Source organism: Pseudoalteromonas sp. MB41 (genome assembly GCF_020966275.1).
Classification (GTDB): Bacteria; Pseudomonadota; Gammaproteobacteria; order Enterobacterales; family Alteromonadaceae; genus Pseudoalteromonas; species Pseudoalteromonas lipolytica.
In genome coordinates this window covers 16,462-33,311 of the sequence record NZ_JAJJZF010000019.1, presented here as the reverse complement: position 1 = coordinate 33,311, position 16,850 = coordinate 16,462, and the positions used below count along the sequence as shown (strand labels likewise).

10 protein-coding genes are annotated in these 16,850 nt (G+C 41.3%); 2 read left to right on the top strand and 8 right to left on the bottom strand.

Translation table 11 applies throughout. The annotated features are described in order from the left end of the window. Window positions 1–417 precede the first annotated feature (417 nt). Complete coding sequence (locus LPA49_RS16200; RefSeq protein ID WP_230237229.1) at window positions 418–2,112, top strand: serine hydrolase domain-containing protein; 1,695 nt, start codon at window positions 418–420, stop codon at window positions 2,110–2,112. 50 nt (window positions 2,113–2,162) lie between these two features. Here the strand turns inward: LPA49_RS16200 and LPA49_RS16195 are convergent, their stop codons facing one another. From LPA49_RS16195 to LPA49_RS16160, 8 genes are all read right to left on the bottom strand, one after another. After that, window positions 2,163–4,313, bottom strand: coding sequence for a hypothetical protein (locus tag LPA49_RS16195; RefSeq protein ID WP_230237227.1), 2,151 nt, complete (start codon window positions 4,311–4,313; stop codon window positions 2,163–2,165). Between the two features lie 166 nt (window positions 4,314–4,479). Next, complete coding sequence (locus LPA49_RS16190) at window positions 4,480–5,706, bottom strand: MFS transporter (protein WP_230237225.1); 1,227 nt, start codon at window positions 5,704–5,706, stop codon at window positions 4,480–4,482. A gap of 52 nt (window positions 5,707–5,758) precedes the next feature. Further along, window positions 5,759–7,390: a sulfotransferase gene (locus LPA49_RS16185; RefSeq protein WP_230237222.1), complete on the bottom strand. Its 1,632-nt coding sequence runs from the start codon at window positions 7,388–7,390 to the stop codon at window positions 5,759–5,761. A 111-nt stretch (window positions 7,391–7,501) separates the two neighbouring features. Continuing rightward, window positions 7,502–9,997: a TonB-dependent receptor gene (locus tag LPA49_RS16180; protein ID WP_230237219.1), complete on the bottom strand. Its 2,496-nt coding sequence runs from the start codon at window positions 9,995–9,997 to the stop codon at window positions 7,502–7,504. A gap of 119 nt (window positions 9,998–10,116) precedes the next feature. Next, the gene (locus tag LPA49_RS16175) at window positions 10,117–10,980 is read right to left on the bottom strand and encodes a carbon-nitrogen hydrolase family protein (protein WP_230237218.1); all 864 of its coding nucleotides are present in this window, start codon (window positions 10,978–10,980) and stop codon (window positions 10,117–10,119) included. A gap of 99 nt (window positions 10,981–11,079) precedes the next feature. Next, on the bottom strand, window positions 11,080–12,927 hold the full coding sequence (locus LPA49_RS16170) for a PLP-dependent aminotransferase family protein (protein ID WP_230237215.1): 1,848 nt from the start codon (window positions 12,925–12,927) through the stop codon (window positions 11,080–11,082). Window positions 12,928–12,958: 31 nt separating this feature from the next. Further along, window positions 12,959–14,242, bottom strand: a complete 1,284-nt coding sequence (gabT, locus tag LPA49_RS16165; RefSeq protein ID WP_230237213.1) for a 4-aminobutyrate--2-oxoglutarate transaminase — start codon at window positions 14,240–14,242, stop codon at window positions 12,959–12,961. Between the two features lie 37 nt (window positions 14,243–14,279). Next, the gene (locus tag LPA49_RS16160) at window positions 14,280–15,731 is read right to left on the bottom strand and encodes an NAD-dependent succinate-semialdehyde dehydrogenase (protein WP_230237301.1); all 1,452 of its coding nucleotides are present in this window, start codon (window positions 15,729–15,731) and stop codon (window positions 14,280–14,282) included. A gap of 128 nt (window positions 15,732–15,859) precedes the next feature. On the opposite strand from LPA49_RS16160, the gene LPA49_RS16155 reads away from it, so the two are divergent. Continuing rightward, window positions 15,860–16,783 (top strand): LysR family transcriptional regulator, encoded by a 924-nt coding sequence (locus LPA49_RS16155; RefSeq protein ID WP_230237211.1) that lies wholly within the window; start codon window positions 15,860–15,862, stop codon window positions 16,781–16,783. The last annotated feature ends 67 nt before the right edge of the window (window positions 16,784–16,850 follow it).

Sequence of the window (16,850 nt, the reverse complement as noted above, 5' to 3'; positions counted from 1 at the left end):
TTAATGGTAGGTGTAGATATCAATTGTGTATTTGCAGAAGTAAGGCAGGATGAGTTGAATAAAGATGATGCTTATATATTACCGCATGGCAGGTACGACGCTAAATATTGGGCAGAGATAGGTGAATGTCTATCCCTGACTCACCTTTTATCAATGGGGACATTTCGAACGGAAATTCCGCAATTAAGGCTTGTTTTACAGAGTTGTTTTCGATGTAGTTGTTTGTAGAGTAAAATTATACGGTATTACCTACCTAGTCTGAGCAGTAGTGATTAACCTAATCATGCCATTGGTAAATATCCCATACCAAACGAAATGGTGTAAATTGGCCTAATCAAGCAAGTTCATCTGGTGCTACAAGCATAAATGCGAAGAGATTAACGTTGTAGTTAAGAGCCAACTAATAATGAGATATGGATGAGTAAGTTAATTTTTTGCGGTGTTTTTTTAAGTGCTGTTTTACTAGGGTGTACCAGCGCGGTAACACCTAATCGAGGTGCGTTGAGCTATGATTATCTAATGGCAAATAATAACTCCACATTCGCGACTGCCGCTTTTTTGCCTGTTAATGGTAAGGCGAGTACTAATATGTTTTCAGGGCGTCTAATTATTACGGGGACACCTGTTTTTAAGCAAATTTATGGGCAGCAAACGAGCTTGCCTAAGGGTTACCGTCACTGGCCATTATTTAACTATAAATTTGTTCAACATAGTGGGCGCTTGATACCTGTTGAACGTGGGCATGGCTTTAATGGTAATGGGGCGTGGTCTATCACTGCGGGTGTTGGCAAAGTGTGGGATGAAAAAACAGATAACGGGTATAGCCGTGCTGCATTTCCTTATACTTTAAAAGAGCGCAATGCTAATTGTGAAGCAAATGGTGTGGCGTCATTTTTATTTAAATCGGATGGGTCAATTTCAAATGTGCAGGTGCAAAACATAACCCAAACGTGTCCTTTTTATGGATTTGAGTTTTACGGTACTTTATCTGCAAAATACCAGCCTTATGAAGTGCGTAATCAAGCCCATGTGATAGCGAGGCGCAACAAAGAAGAGGCCGCATTTATTGCCACTAAACCGTTAGCGCAATTAGCTGTAGATTATCCGAAGGTTGATTTAGCTAATTACGGCTATGCGATTAAAGGTGAGGACTTATTAGGTTTTAGTATATTAGTTAATAATACGAGCTACAGCTCAGGGTGTTACACCCGTTACGGTGAGCATCCGTATTGCCAAGATCGAACCGTTGGCGTGTATTCGTTTACTAAATCCGTGCATGCATTTACCGTGGTTGCGGCGCTTGAAAAGCGCTTTCCGGGGTTTAAAAATTGGGCTATTAAAGATTTAGTACCAGAATGTCATGATAAACGCTGGCAAGGAGTCACGGTTGAGCATGCACTTGATATGGCAACGGGTAATTATCAATCCGCAGAGTTTGAAGTGGATGAGCACAGTAGTGAAATGGAGCAACATTACTTTGCTAAAGCGACGCGAGCTGAGCGAGCTGAGTTTATCTGTAATGGTTGGCCAAGTAAAACCAAACCAGGACAATATAGTGTTTATCACACGACGGATAGTGAGCTGGTAGGCTACGCAGCAGCACGGTTCGTGCAAATGCAGCTAGGTCAAAATAAAGAAGCATTTAACGATATTTTAGTACCTATATACCAAGCTATTGGCTTAAGTGAATACGTAAATGGGGTGCAGCGAAATAGCGATACACGTGATGCATGGGCTGGGTATGGCTTATCAATGACTTTAAATGACGTGGTGCGCTTTAGCCAATACTTGCGTGATGAAGCATTATTAGATGGTTTACTAGATAAAACAATGGTGCAAGAAGTGTTAACGGGTCAGCCAAAAGGATTGTCGGCAAATACTCCTAACTTTAATTATGACAATGGTTTTTGGCGTTATCACAGCGGTAAAACAACGGCAATGAAAGCCTGTGGTGAGAAAACACAAGTGCCCGTGATGTCTGGCTTTGGTGGGCATACCGTGATTATATTACCTGAGGTCATTATTACGCAATTAACCGATGGTGGTGGGCTTGGCTTTTCGCGTACGATTAGCGATGTATTTAATAATATTAGTGATAAGTGTCCAAATTAACCTTACTTAAAAAGCGGCCATTGGCCGCTTAGTCATACTTAACATATTCGTTAATTACACATATTACGAATTTTATGAAGTTCTAAAGCAGTGTTCACTTGTCCGTAATCACCACTATCACTAAAAGCATAATAAATCATATCGTTAGGTAATAAACTAACCACAATCCCACCATATCCAGACATATAGGGAATTGATAGTGCATTAGAACAGCCAAAGGCTTGTTGCGCGTTCCATATCCAAAAACCATTATCGTAACTATCGAATTGACTCCCTGCATTTAAACCATGTGCTTGTGTTTGTACAGTTTGCGCAAGCATTGTAGGGTCAAGAACTTGAACGCCATTAATAATCCCTTGCTCTCTATTTAAAAATTGAGCAATTTTAACCACATCATCGTGATGATAGGTTAAGCCATAGCCTGTAAGTGGTTGACCGTTCCATGGGTTGCTAGTAGATTCTGTGGTGCGTGATGTTGTGCTCATGAGCGGACTTACGCCAAGCGGTTGCCAGACGTCAGTGTAAAGCATATCCCACAGGTCGGTTGTTTCTAACGCATTGAGTTGTACGCCAAGTAGGTAAGTGTCTGAGGTATGATATACCCACTTCGTGCCTGCTGGTGCTTTTTTAGTGTAGCTACATGCATGATTTAGTTTTTCACTGTTAGTGTATTTTAAGAAGAAGTTATTGGCAGTGGTGCTATCGCCCTCATCAACCTCAAAACCATCAGAGTTATAACGGCCTGTTGCCATATCAAGTAGGTTTTCAAAGCTTACCTGCGACCAGCTTGAGTCATAACATTGATTAACTGTTAGCGATTTTGTTCCGGGATATTTTTGTTCCATGCGCATCAAGCCAACTGCACCCACAACGGATTTAGCGGTAGAATAAGAAGGTAGTGCCATCACTTCGCAAAATGGGTAGTCGCCCATACGGGTTTTGCAACTACTCACATAGTTTGTCCCATCAACCACAACCCCAAATACTGTTTGATCACTGCTTTCTTGATCAGAGCCTAATTGCGCTGTATTGATATTGGCGCTTGGGTAGTCATAAGCCAGGTCGCTAATGTTTTTAGTTGGCATACGGCGGTTAAATTCATCAGTATAACTATTGATAACGGTAGCTGAGTTAGCAATAGTGCTAGGTGTATAACTTGCGCCAAGCATGCCCCAGCTATTAAATTTAAAGTAGGCGCAGGTTTCCCCTGTGATTTGATAAGCAACATTAGAGGTGCTGCCGTCATCTTTAAATAAAAAGCTCAGCACACCATTATGAGTACAATTTGCCCCCGCCTCTTGTAATGCAAAAGGCAGCGCTACGCGTGAAAAGCCATTATCATTATTTTCGTTCCACACTCTACCAGGCTCTAAAATATAATGCCAAGCAGGATGTGTGGTGGCAATTAACCCACGCTCCAGCGGAATAATATGGCTACCCGTTTGCACAAATTCAAACTCAAATTCAGGAAGGTGCTCTGGGTTTGTATAACTGCTGGCAATATTAGTTCCTTGCTCTTGCAGTGTACCGCGAGTTGATTCGTCAAGAAGTGTTAAGGTGCCCGAAAAGGTATTGCTTGGGTGGGCGGCATTATTTGGCAAAGCGTAAGCGCTATTGTTCGTTAAGCTGGCGTTATTATTATTCAATTGTGTTGATGTTAATTGTGTCCGATTGACATTACCATCCCCCGTTAATGGCTGAAATCCGCCCCCTGCAGCAGTCGGCTCACCAGTTAGGCTTATATTATCAAAGTAGCAATAATCAGCATTATTATTGCCCTGTGTCGCAAGTGAAATAGTAACTTGTGCTGCTTGAGTAGGCAGTGTGGCACTACCAGTATAAAGTGTCACACCGTCATCTTGACCATTTTCCAAAGTAGAAAATACGGTCCAGCTGCTGCCATTGTCGGTTGAATATTTAGCGACGCAGCGCTCATTATACTCAAGCAAGTAGCCAGCTATATCAACGCTTACAGCGAGATTTTCATAACCTTGGGTTGAAATTGTTTGCATCGCTTGTTTTTGCTTTACCAAACGCAGCGAGTAATTAGTGGCATATTGATTGGCGATTGCTGGTGCGCCACTGCCAGTTATTGTCCAACCATCAAAATTACCATCTTGAAAGTCATCACTAAATAATGCTTGAGCACAAGCGCTTACGCAAAATAAGTTTGCTAGCATGAGTATTGATTTGTTCTTCATTTTTTATCCTCTATCGTATAAGCGCGTTATTTGCGCAGAACTATATTTATAGAAGAGACTTGAAATAGCAGTAGAGCCAAAAGATGAGTTTTAATAGAGCCAGATAAAGTGATATGAAATAAAAGCCCGCCTTTTAGTTGGACAGGCTTTGCTCAGAGTTGTTAGGTTATTTATGCTTATCTAAGGTGCGCGCAGGTAAAAAAGCGACTGCTGCACAGGCAATTAAACCAATTACCGCAAAATCAATAATCTGCTGGTAGTTTTCATCTTGCAGTATTAGCGCTGCAACCATAGGGCCGGATGCTAAGCCCATTTTAGAGGCAAAACCACCCATTGCGGCTGCTTGACCCAGTTTATCGAGCTCAGCACATATACCAAATAAATACGGCAATACAAAAGCCCAAGTAATGCCAATAATAATATTAGTGATTAGATACACCATATCATTGTTACTAAAGTGCAGTAGCCAGCTACATAAAGCGGTGATCAGGGTGGCGATTAATATAGGTATAGTACGACCAAATTTAGTACCAATAACAATAACGAGTAATGCCCCAAGAAGCGCAATCCAGCTAGCCATGCCGAGTGCGTTACTCATAAACTCTATTTTAAGGCCGTCGGTTGTACCAAGCTCAATCATGTAAGCAAATAAGCCCATATTAGCGGCTTGAAATAAAAAAATAGCAAAAAGGTTTAAGCCTAATAATAAGCGAGAAGGTTTAATGGCTGACGCTACTTCAGTTTTATTTAGGTTCTCATTAAGTGGTTTTGATACATGGTAATGTGGTAAAAACGGCAGCATAAATAACGATACAGCGGTGAATGCCATAAGCGCAAAAAATAGCCCTGCAGTACCAAATTCAGGAGTCAGAGCAGGTAGGTACATAATGCCTAAGCCACCTAACCCCCATTGAATCAACAGTAAATAACCAAATGTTTTATCAGCTTCAAAGGTACGAGAAATAATACAAAAGCCAATACCGACCAATAAACCACCAGCAAGCCCATGTAACGCGCGTGTGGCGATCATGGTGGTTGGTTCAGCTATATAAATACAGGCAAAATCAATAACTAATAAAGTAACTAATAAAGCGTATGCAAAGCGTTGCCATTGAATGCGTTTTATTAAAAATACTGCGGCTAATGCACCAATAGCTGCGCCATACAAATTAGCCGAACTAACAAAACCAGCTTGTTGGCTGGTGAAGCCACCACCGCCTTTTAAGCCATTAACGACAGCGGGCATTATATTGATATAAAAAATTCCTGCGGTGGTTAGAAAAGCTAAGATGATCCGCGCCCATGTGCTATCTGGGTGTACCTTTATCGCACTAAATAAGCCACTTGTATATTTAAGGTTTATGTCTTGGTTATTATAAATGTGTTCTGCCATGGTAACCTCCTGCGTGCAGCTATTGCCTAATTGTTAAGTAATGTGCTTTTGATTAGTCACAACATACACCTGCTTGCTCTAGAATCTTTTGTATAGGTGATAGCTCATTAGCAAAGTGTTGCCATTTACCTTTTGAACTTTGATATATTTTTTGTCTTACTTGTGTGGCACTGGCGGTGGTAGACGGTGCGTTATTCTTTTCAAACTCGCAGCATTGTGCTTGCCAGTCGAGGTCGCAATAATCAATTAACTGTTTAGCTTGGTTGGGTAAATCGGTCACTAAATCTTCATAACTAACTTGGTGTATAACCTTAGGCAGCAGGGTCTGCCAATGCTGCATAAGTTGGTGATGTTCAACATAATAATGAGCCAGTTCCTCCAGGTTGTAAGAAAACGGGTAGCCATGAGTAAACAACTGTTTATACATGGAATAGCAGGTATCGAGCGGATGACGGGTAACGTGAATTATTTTGGCGTTCGGTAAAGCTTGGTGAATAAGCCCTATATATAAAGAGTTGAGCGGTAATTTATCAATAAAACGTTGCTGATGTGTAATAGAAGGGCGAGCCTGATTAATATAATTTTCACCAAGAGACTTAAAATCAATGTACTGACTGAGCTCTACCAGTTCGGTTTTAGATTTCGGCTGTGTTTGGCTGTTCTTTTTTACTTCGTTAATCATTTGCAGAGCAAAGTCATTAAGTTCGCCAGCGCTCACTACTTGGTCATGTTGACTAATAATGCGCTCGACTAATGTAGAGCCTGTACGAGGTAAGCCTAAAATAAAAATGGCTTGGTTGTTCTCGCAACGTGGCGCCCCTTTATGCGCTTTGAAAAAGCCGTGGTTATAGGTAGTGGCTATTTGTTTTAAAGTGTCGATATCAGCATTTGGCGCGTAGCGCATATTAGCCCTACGAATTTCAGCTCCTAGGTATAAGCTTTTAAAACTATTAGCGTAATCGGCTATATCTTCTTGTTCTTTTGCGCGAGCGTAATAAAACTGTGTTTTGGCTAGCGGTGATATTTGCTCGTTTTTTAAACGCAATGTCAGTTCGTTAATGTGATGGTTATTCAGTTGTTGTTTCTTTAGGCTGGAACGTAAAAAGTATGCCTCACTATCGTTTGGGTTTAAAGTTATCGCTTTATTTAATAGGCATTCAGCTTGATTAATATTCCCTAAGTAGCGCTCTACGGATGCCAAATTAAAATACAGCTGGCTTGCAGCTTTTGGCTGGTTGTTTTCATTTATTCGTTTGATAGCGCGTTGGTAATAAAACTGTGCTTGGTTGTAATCAGCAAGTTGGGTAAATAAGTGAGCGCAATCAATAATGTTTTTAAAGTGATTATATGCTTGGCTTTTTAGTTTTTCACTTAACGTGATTGCAGCTGTTTTATCTATATTGAGTAAAATATTAATCTTGTGTATTAGCCATTGTGGCTGTTGCGGCTCAAGGGCAAGCGTTTTATCAGCGGTGTTTATTGCACTCGTAAATTCTTGTAATTGCAACGATAAAAAACTACTAGCATACCAACCATCTGCGGACTTTGGGTATTGTTCATTAATTGCTTGGCAGGCTTGTTTTGCTTTGACCACATTTTTTTGATTTATAAAGTGCCAAGCAATATCGAGTAGCTTGTTAATCTCTCCTGCGAATGCATAGTTTTGTGATTGCTTAAATTGCATATTGGCTAACAAAGTTGTGTAATTTTATTAAAAAGTAACGTTTTTTTGTCATTATTAATACCTCTATTTCTTGGTAAGTAAGGTGCATCCGCTTGATGCACCTTATTTTATTTAGAAGCGATACAGCGCATTTATGCCAATAGTTCGTGGGCGGCTGATATAGTCTTTTGATGAATTACCTAAAAAGTTTTGTGACGGCTCAGTCCCCATATATCCCTCTGGTATCGTGCCAGTTACGCCATCTTCGTTAAATAAATTACTCACATATAACGTAACGTCCCAGTCTTCATGGTTTAAACGGCTGCTTAAATTCCAGATTGAGAAGCCATCAATATCAGCTTGTAATTTTTCACTTTCGCCTAAGTAATTTAAAGAATCAGACTGATAGTAAGCACTTAGTAAAGTGATCCAATACATCCCGTTATCTAACGTATGAGTGTAATCAATTGAGGCACTTAAAGTGTTCTCCGGCGTGCTTGGTAATTTATCACCATCTTTGGCTTGCAGGCTCAGCGGGTTTTCAGCGGCAATACTCGAAGGTACATATAAATCAGCGGTGAGCTCAGCTCGCACGTAGGCATAGCCTAAGGTGTAGCGAAGCTCATCAGTTAAATAGCCTTGAAGTTCAAACTCTACACCGGCTGTTTGCGCTGACTCGCCATTAGCAACGGAGAAAAACCCCCATGTTGTAGCCGTGTTTAGTTGTGGATCGTCCCAATCAATTAAAAAGGCCGAAGCGGTATAACTATGTGCACCCTCTCCTAAATATCCTTTCACACCGAATTCATAGTTGGTAGCCATATCTGCTTTATATTGCTGCCATTCAGAGCGTTCAGCCAAATCACCCGAAAGCGGTACAGCATTAGCGCCACCACGACGGTAACCTTCTGAATAGGTAGTGTAAATCATGGTTTCTTCGGTTAAGTTGTACGATATGTTACCTTTGAACAATACGTCATTTTCGCTGGTTTCAAAGTAAGGCTCTTCGGTTAGGTTGGGCCAAATTGGCAGTGCTAATACGGTGTCATTAGTAAATTCGTTATCAAAGTAGCGCATACCCACTGTTGCACGAAGCTTGTCACTAAAGTGGTAAGTTAGTTCACCAAATAAGGCTTTATCTTTAAAGTTTTGATTTCGTACATAATGAAAGTCGTTATCAGTGTAAGCCATGCCAAAACCTTGCATCGTCGGCCACCAATTAAAGGCACTAAATGCCCATTCTTGATAACCAGGCATATAGCTGTCTTGTGTTGATAATGTATCTTGATCCATATAATACGCACCAACGACCCAATCAATATTCGCTCTGCGTTCATTAGAGACTAGGCGCAGTTCTTGTATGAAGGCTTCCTCTTTATAGCTGCGATCTGCTACAGCAAGTGGGCGAGGAGTGCCGTAATATAAATCTGAAAACCAACTATTTTTTGCATAAAAGCCAGTATTATCACTCAGTGAGCTTCCTTCATGCGAATATTCAGAAGAGCTAGATGTCAGTGTGGCAAAGCCTAGATCCCACTCTACTTCTAATGCAGTTAATGACACATCGCGATCTGATGGCTCGAGGATCACTGCACCATTTTCATAATCATTATAATGTTGCTCTGTGCCATCAACCCAATTGGTGCCACGAGTTACTTGACGACGACCACCTATTTCATCGTTTTGAAATTGGTGCGAAAGTAAAAAGCTCAGTTCATCAGTTGCTTGCCAAAATGTAGATATACGCCCATAAGTGATATCAACAGTATCGGCATCCTCAACACTTCTGAAGGTATTAGTGCCTGTTGCTACATCACCATCAATTGCGGGTGGGTTATAGCCTGCTGTGGGTACAAATCCATTGTTAGGATCAAAATTAGCAGGTTCGAATGCACCAACAGGCGCACGGCTATTATCATCTAAATTATAAACATTGGTGTAATCTACAATGCCATCATTATCTATTTTGCCGAGGTTTGCACGTACTGCAAAGTTATCTGTAATGGGCAGGTTAACCATCACATCAGTGTTTAAGTTGAAGCCCTCAGAACCTTCAGTTTGACTTAAATTTGCAGATGCAGAACCATAAAAGAAGTCAGTATCTGGGCGATTCATAAGATACTTTACCGTACCAGCCAGCGAGCCTGAGCCATATAAAGTACCTTGAGGGCCACGCAGTACTTCAACCATTTCAATATCTTTTAAAATAAAGTTGGCGTACATAGGGGTATCGTTAATATATGAAGCGACAGTCGGTACTGCTGAAAGGGCGACATCGCCATTTGCACCGCCGTCTACGTTAACACCGCGGATAATAATACCGTTAACGGCACCTGAGTTTCTGTAACCGCGATCAACAACGGTAATACCTGCCACGTTGCGCATTAATTCTGAAGAATCAACAATGCCTGCATCTTCTAATTCAGCGCCCGATACGGCAGAAATATTGTAGGGGACATCTTGAATGCTTTGTGAGCGGCGATTAGCAGTCACTTCAATGCGTTCTAGTTTGCCTTCTTCAGCCTCTATTTGATGCTGTTGCTCTGCGGCAAGTGTATTTGCGGATATAAATAGGGCCGCGCTTACAGCGCTTGATATTAGTGATTTGTTGAACGTTGTCGTATTCATATTATCCCCAGACCTGTTGTTTTATTTTTGTACTGTTTTAGAGTAGATCATTTTGTTTTTAAGCCTAGTACCAGATTGTTGGTTTGTATGGTGCCAGTTTATTGAGGTTGTTAACCAGATTACTTGGAGCGACTACTATTATGGTGGGCTATTTTTAGCTCGCCTAATTGTTTTAAGTCACTTTGACTGCGCTGTTGTTGGCTTGTAAATGGGTAGTCGATAGGATTATCTCGAAAGCTTTTTAAGGGTTGACCAAGACCATGTAAACCTCGCTCACGGTTGCGTCTAACCAAAGCAAAGTCAATTTCAATTGGAAATACCTCGTCTTGATTACTGGCCTTATAAATAACGCTGCCATCGGGTCCAGCCATAATAGATTGACCATTGCCATATTCACCGGTTCCGTTTACGGCGAGTAAATAGCATTGATTCATCGCGGCTGTAGATTGTGCCATTATCAGTTCAATATTACGGTCTATGGTGCCAGTCAGTGTTGGGTAAATAAGTACCTCTGCGCCCTTACAAACCAGGCTACGAGCAACTTCAGGAAACCAAAGATCATAGCAAATAGCGACGCCAATCCGCCCTTGAGGTACATCAAATACAACAAACTCATTACCAGCAGTAACGCCTTGTTCGTAAGGGCAAAAAGGGTAGATTTTTCTATATCGCTCAATAACCTCGCCTTGGTTATTAATTACAGAGGTGGTGTTGTAAATATGCTCATTAACTTGCTCATAATCAGAGCCTGGAATAAGCCAGATACCGAGCTCTTTAGCAAGTGCGCAGTAAAAAACCTCAGCTTCGCTAGGGAAGGTACTTGCGTATTTTTTTTCTGGTCCGTAGGTGCACAACTCACTGAGCACTATCATGTCTAACCAAGGAAAGCGCTTTTTAGCTTTAGTTATTTCAGCTCCTATAACGGCTAAGTTATTTCCGTTGGGTAATGATAGTTGCATGCCTGCAATAGAAAAATGGCTCATTTAGTTGCTCTTTAAATGTAACGTTAATGTTACTTTAGCTTTATCTGGTAGATGGGGTGTAGTGCCAGTTTGTGTTGGGTGATGGTGCCAGTTAGCTGGTTAACTATTTTTGCCGTGGGATGGCTTTTCTAAGCATTTTAGCTGGCGCACTAAGCAATAATTTAAATCAAACCATTTCATTTGTTGGCCATCCATTATGATATAAAACCCTTTTACCTCGCCATAGCCCCATAAATTCCATTGCCGGTAGTAAATATCATTTTCAATCCACCAACGGCCACTATCAATCTCACTGTCTTTACCGCCAGTTCTACCGCGCATGGTACCATTATTCAATAGTTCTATAATGCACTCTACACCGTATACCATTTGGCACTCAAGTACAGCGCCAGTGAGCATATTAGTAAGTGCATCACCGGTTAATAAACTGCCTTTGGCATTGGAGAGTTTTTCTTCAAACTCGGCTGTTAATTGATGAATTAAGTCTGCGAGTTTTTTCACACCGGCACGAATTTTATCACTGGGTAAGCTGGTAATACCCATTCGAAAGCAATTAGCAGGATGCTCTGAACTGGCAAAGTAGCGTTTAATTGGCTCTATTAAAATACCTTGCTCGGCGGCTTTTTCACGTAAGTATTCACCATCTAAGCGACTTGGACCGGTGATCCAATACGCCGTGCCTCCTTGAATAGGGCCAGTATCAATACAGTTAGGTAGGTATATGTTGAGTGCTTCTCGAAGCTCTAACCAGCGCTCAAAAAATACTTTATGCAGTTGCATCATAAATGAATCGTAATAGCCAAGTGATAAAAAATACGCGACAGCACGTTGATTCATAATAGGGGGGTGGCGCATTATCATTTTGCGAATTTTTTTAAGCGCTTGTATTACTTGTTTATCGGCGACAATAAAAGCTATTTGTACTCCTGCTGCCAATACTTTAGATAAACACGACACATACACTACGCGATTATTTTTATCCAAACTGCGCAGCGCAGGGTGAGGCTGGCCTAAAAAGTTACTTTCAAACTCAAAGTCATCTTCAATTATTAAACTATTATGCTGTTTTGCTTGTTGTAGCAACTGGTCACGTCGAGCCATTGACATGGTAATGCTGGTTGGTGTTTGATGGCTGGGAGTGGTGTAAATAATATCGCAATCATCAAGTTTGTTATTTATTACTAAGCCTTGATCATCTAGCGGCTGATAAACTAAATTTGCCCCTTGTTGTAACAATAGTTCACGCATCTCTGGATAACCTGGCTCTTCTACAGCAACATTAACAGAGCTATCAACAAATAATTGGGTAATTAAATGCAGTGCCTGTTGTGTGCCTACAGTGATTAAAATTTCATCTTGGCTGGCTTGAATACCGCGCCTTGGTAAAATTTTACTGCGAATTTCATCAAGTAACATTGGATCGTCTTGCAAGCCTTGTAGTCCAGACCACTGATAAATTTCGCCGCTAGCATTGGCGCGATTATTGGCTTCACGCCATTCTTTTATAGGGTATAAAGATGCGTCGAACTTGCCATCAATAAACGGATAAGCATAACGCCGCCAGTTATAGGGGCAAGCCACTTCGTAGGTTTTTGCTATTGCCCCTTTAAAACGGTATTGAATATTATTCGTTGTTTTATCAGGTGTAATAAGTGAGTGGTTACTGCTTGAAGGTAAGTTTTTTACTCGGCCGGTATTTATATGCTCACTAACAAAAATACCACTGCGTTGTTTGGTAATTATATAGCCTTCATCCATCAACGCTTGGTATACCAAAACGATAGTATTGCGCGAAACATTAAGTTGTTTGGCAAGCTTTCGCGAAGAGGGAAGTTTAGTATTAGGGGGAAATGAGCCAACTAAAATGCCTTCCACTAATTTATTACGAATTTGACTTTGCAAACTTTCAGTTGAGTCAGGATCGATATGAATTAAATTAGTCGCCATGCGTTTCCCCCACTACTTTTATTATCGACTATTAAGCAGTAATCAGTGACTTAAATAAAGCACTAAATTTATCAAGTCCTTCATTTGCAATTTCGTCACTCATGGTCAGTGCTGGTAAAAAGCGAATAACATTACCGTAAAAACCACAGGCTAATAAAATTAAACCATGTTCAGCGGCGCCAGCAATAATAGCCCCAGTGAGATCGGTATTGGGTTGTTCGCTATCACCGTTATTTACGAGTTCCATGGCAATCATTGCACCTTGGTTACGTACATCTAAAATATGCGTTGGGTACTGGCTTTTAAGTGCTGATAAACGCTCATTAAACAACTGCCCGAGTATATTTGCGCGCTCTATAAGTTTATCTTCTTCAATTACTTCAAGTACGGCAAGAGCCGCAGCACACGCAACCGGAGAGCCACCATAAGTGCCACCGAGGCCACCTGGTAATGGTGCATCCATAATCTCACCTTTGCCAACCACAGCAGCTATCGGAAAGCCACCCGCAATGCCTTTGGCCATGGTCATTAAGTCGGCTTCAACACCTGCATGTTCAAAGCTGAACATTTTACCTGTACGACCAAAGCCCGTTTGTATTTCATCGGCAATCAATACAATACCATGCTCATCACACAGCTTGCGCAGTGCAACCAATAACGCTTTGGGCGCTTGATAAAATCCGCCTTCACCTTGAACTGGCTCAATAATAATTGCCGCAGTCTCGCTAGGCGCAATATCAACTTTAAATAAGTTTTCAAGAGCTTTTAATGAAGCTTTAACCGAAACTTCATGGCAGTCATTAGGAAATGGCACATGAAAAATATCGCTTGGAAATGGCCCAAATAAGTTTTTATACGGGGTAATTTTCCCCGTCAGTGCCATGGTTAAGTTAGTACGGCCATGAAAGCCACCATTAAAGGCAATTACACCACGACGACCCGTGTGTGCGCGGGCTATTTTTACACAGTTTTCAACCGCTTCTGCACCGGTTGAAACAAATATGGCTTTTTTTTCTGAATCCCCAGGTGCAAGTTTGGTAAGCTTTTCAGCGAGTGTTACGGCAACTTCATAAGGGTTTACCATCACGCAAGTATGGCTAAACTTATCCACTTGTTGTTTTACTGCTGCCACTACCTTTGGGTGGCTGTGACCGGTATTACAGACGGCGATCCCTGTACCAAAGTCAATATAGCGTTTGCCCTCAACATCCCATACTTCGGCGTTTTTAGCGTGCTCTACATAGACAGGGTAAACATTGCCTTGGCCGCGAGCAATTACTTGGCTTTTTCTTGCTTGTAAGTCTTTATTATTCATTAGATTATCTCTTATATAAATTGGTTTAAAAGAGCAGTTAAATGCCACCCATACATAAATATTTGATTTCTAGGTAATCATCGAGGCCGTATTTTGATCCTTCGCGGCCATTGCCTGACTGTTTAACACCACCGAAAGGGGCGGCAGCATTTGAAATAAGTCCTTCGTTTACACCTATCATGCCGTATTCAAGTCCTTCGCTTACGCGCCAAATACGGCCAATATCACGGCTATAAAAATAAGCGGCTAAGCCATATTCGGTGTCATTAGCAAGCTGGATAGCTTGGTGCTCATCTGCAAAGCTAATAATTGGCGATACAGGACCAAAAATTTCATTGCTGGCAATGGGCATATCATTATTTACGTGTGTTAGGATTGTTGGTTGATAAAAGTTATCTCCGGCGCTATCAAATTTACCGCCATATACCAGTTTTGCACCGGCTTTGATTGATTCATCAACCAATTTATCGACTTGTTTTGCTGCTTTTTTCGAGATCATTGGGCCAATACTTATCCCTTCTATAGTGCCATCACCTACGTTGAGTTTGGTGACTGCTTGGGTATATTTTTCAGTAAATTCAGTCACCACATTTTGCTGTACTAATATACGATTGGTGCATACACAAGTTTGCCCCGCATTACGGTATTTTGATGCAATAGCGCCTGTAACCGCCGCATCAATATCAGCATCATCAAAAACAATAAAGGGGGCGTTGCCACCTAGCTCCATCGAAACTTTTTTCACTGTAGAGGCGCATTGACCGATTAAAATTTTGCCTACAGCAGTGGAGCCCGTAAAAGTAAATTTAGCTACATCGGGGTGCTCGCTTAGAACTTTGCCCATGCCTTTGGCATCATCACCGACAACCACATTAAATACCCCAGCAGGAATACCAGCCCGCTCAGCCAGTTCTGCCATGGCAAGCGCCGAAAGTGGTGTTTCTGATGCAGGACGAGCAACAAAAGTGCAACCAGCAGCGAGAGCAGCGCCAGCCTTTCGGGCAATCATTGCGTTAGGAAAGTTCCAAGGGGTAATTGAAGCAACAACACCAACGGGTTGTTTAATAACTACGATGCGTTTGTCGTTCGCGGGTGCGGGTATGGTATCACCGTACACACGTTTAGCTTCTTCGCTAAACCATTCAATGAATGCTGCGCCGTAGGCAATTTCGCCTTTTGCTTCGTTTAGCGGTTTACCCTGCTCTAACGTTAAAATACGGGCTAAATCGTCTTGATGCTGCATCAGTAAATCAAACCAATTACGCATTAACTTAGCGCGTTCATTGGCAGATTTTTCAGACCACATTTTAAACGCATTTTTTGCTGCTTTAATGGCCATGTTTGTTTCGGTGATGCCGCTATTACTAACTCGAGCGATACATTCTCCCGTCGCTGGATTAGTTACTTCTAGCTGTGTTTCACTGCTATGCCAACTACCGTTAATATACGAAAACTGCTTAAATAATTGCTGATCGCTTAGCTTGTCCATCATGTTGCCTCAGGGTTAGTATGTCTTTTTAATTATTGAAACGTATTTATTAGCTAGATTAAATACTAAACATTCAACGTTATGTTTGGTATGTTTCAAACATTATGATGTTGTTTTGATGCGATACGATGGTAAAAAACTCGATTATTCCAAAACCAATCACTGAATATGATTTGCGGTTATTACGTATTTTTAGAGTGGTGGTTGAAAACGGCGGTTTTGCCGCGGCTGAAAATGAGTTAGGTGTTACGCGCTCAACGATTAGCTTACATATGAGTAACCTTGAAGCGCGAATGAAGCTAAAGCTTTGTTTGCGTGGCCGAGGTGGGTTCTCGCTCACTCAAGAAGGGCAAGCTGTTTATCATGCCGCACTTGGGTTGTTTGAGTCACTTGATGATTTTTCTTTATTGGTGGGTTCTCTTGGACATGAGCTTAGCGGCGAGCTTGTCATTTTATGTGCCGACCAAAGCAGCCCAGCCCAGCAAAATAAGCTAGCTGAAGTAATACGTTACATTCATAAAAAAGCGCCTAACCTACACTTGGTACTAGATGCTGTTAGTATTCATGAAATTGAAAAAGCACTGCTAAGAGATAAGGCACACCTTGGTATATACCCAAGTTACCAGCAAGTTGAAGGGTTGAGATATGAAGCGCTCAGCAGCGAAGCTATTTATTTGTGCTGTAGTGACCGCCATCCTTTTTTTAATCTGTTAGATAGTGAAATTAACAGTGAATTACTTTCCCAAAGTCCTGCGGTTCATCCTGGGATTGATATCGACACCAATGGTCGAGAGCAATTAAAAAAACTTAACTTAGCTGCTAAGTCATATCAATTTGACTCTCGTAAGACCATGATTATGTCTGGATGTTATTTAGGGTATATGCCACAAAGCTATATTCAGCAAGAGCTCAATGAAGCCAAGATGCGCATTATTAAGCCTAGCTCACTCATATATCAATTTGACTTGTCTTTGGTGTATAAAAAAAATCCGAAAGAGCAGAAAAAGGTAGAACTTGTGCAAGCCGCAATTAAAAGTGCTTTTCAATATTAGTCGATTAAATAGATGAAGCTAGAAGATGTATGGACTCCTCCCCCAAATAGGGTGAGTACGGTATAAA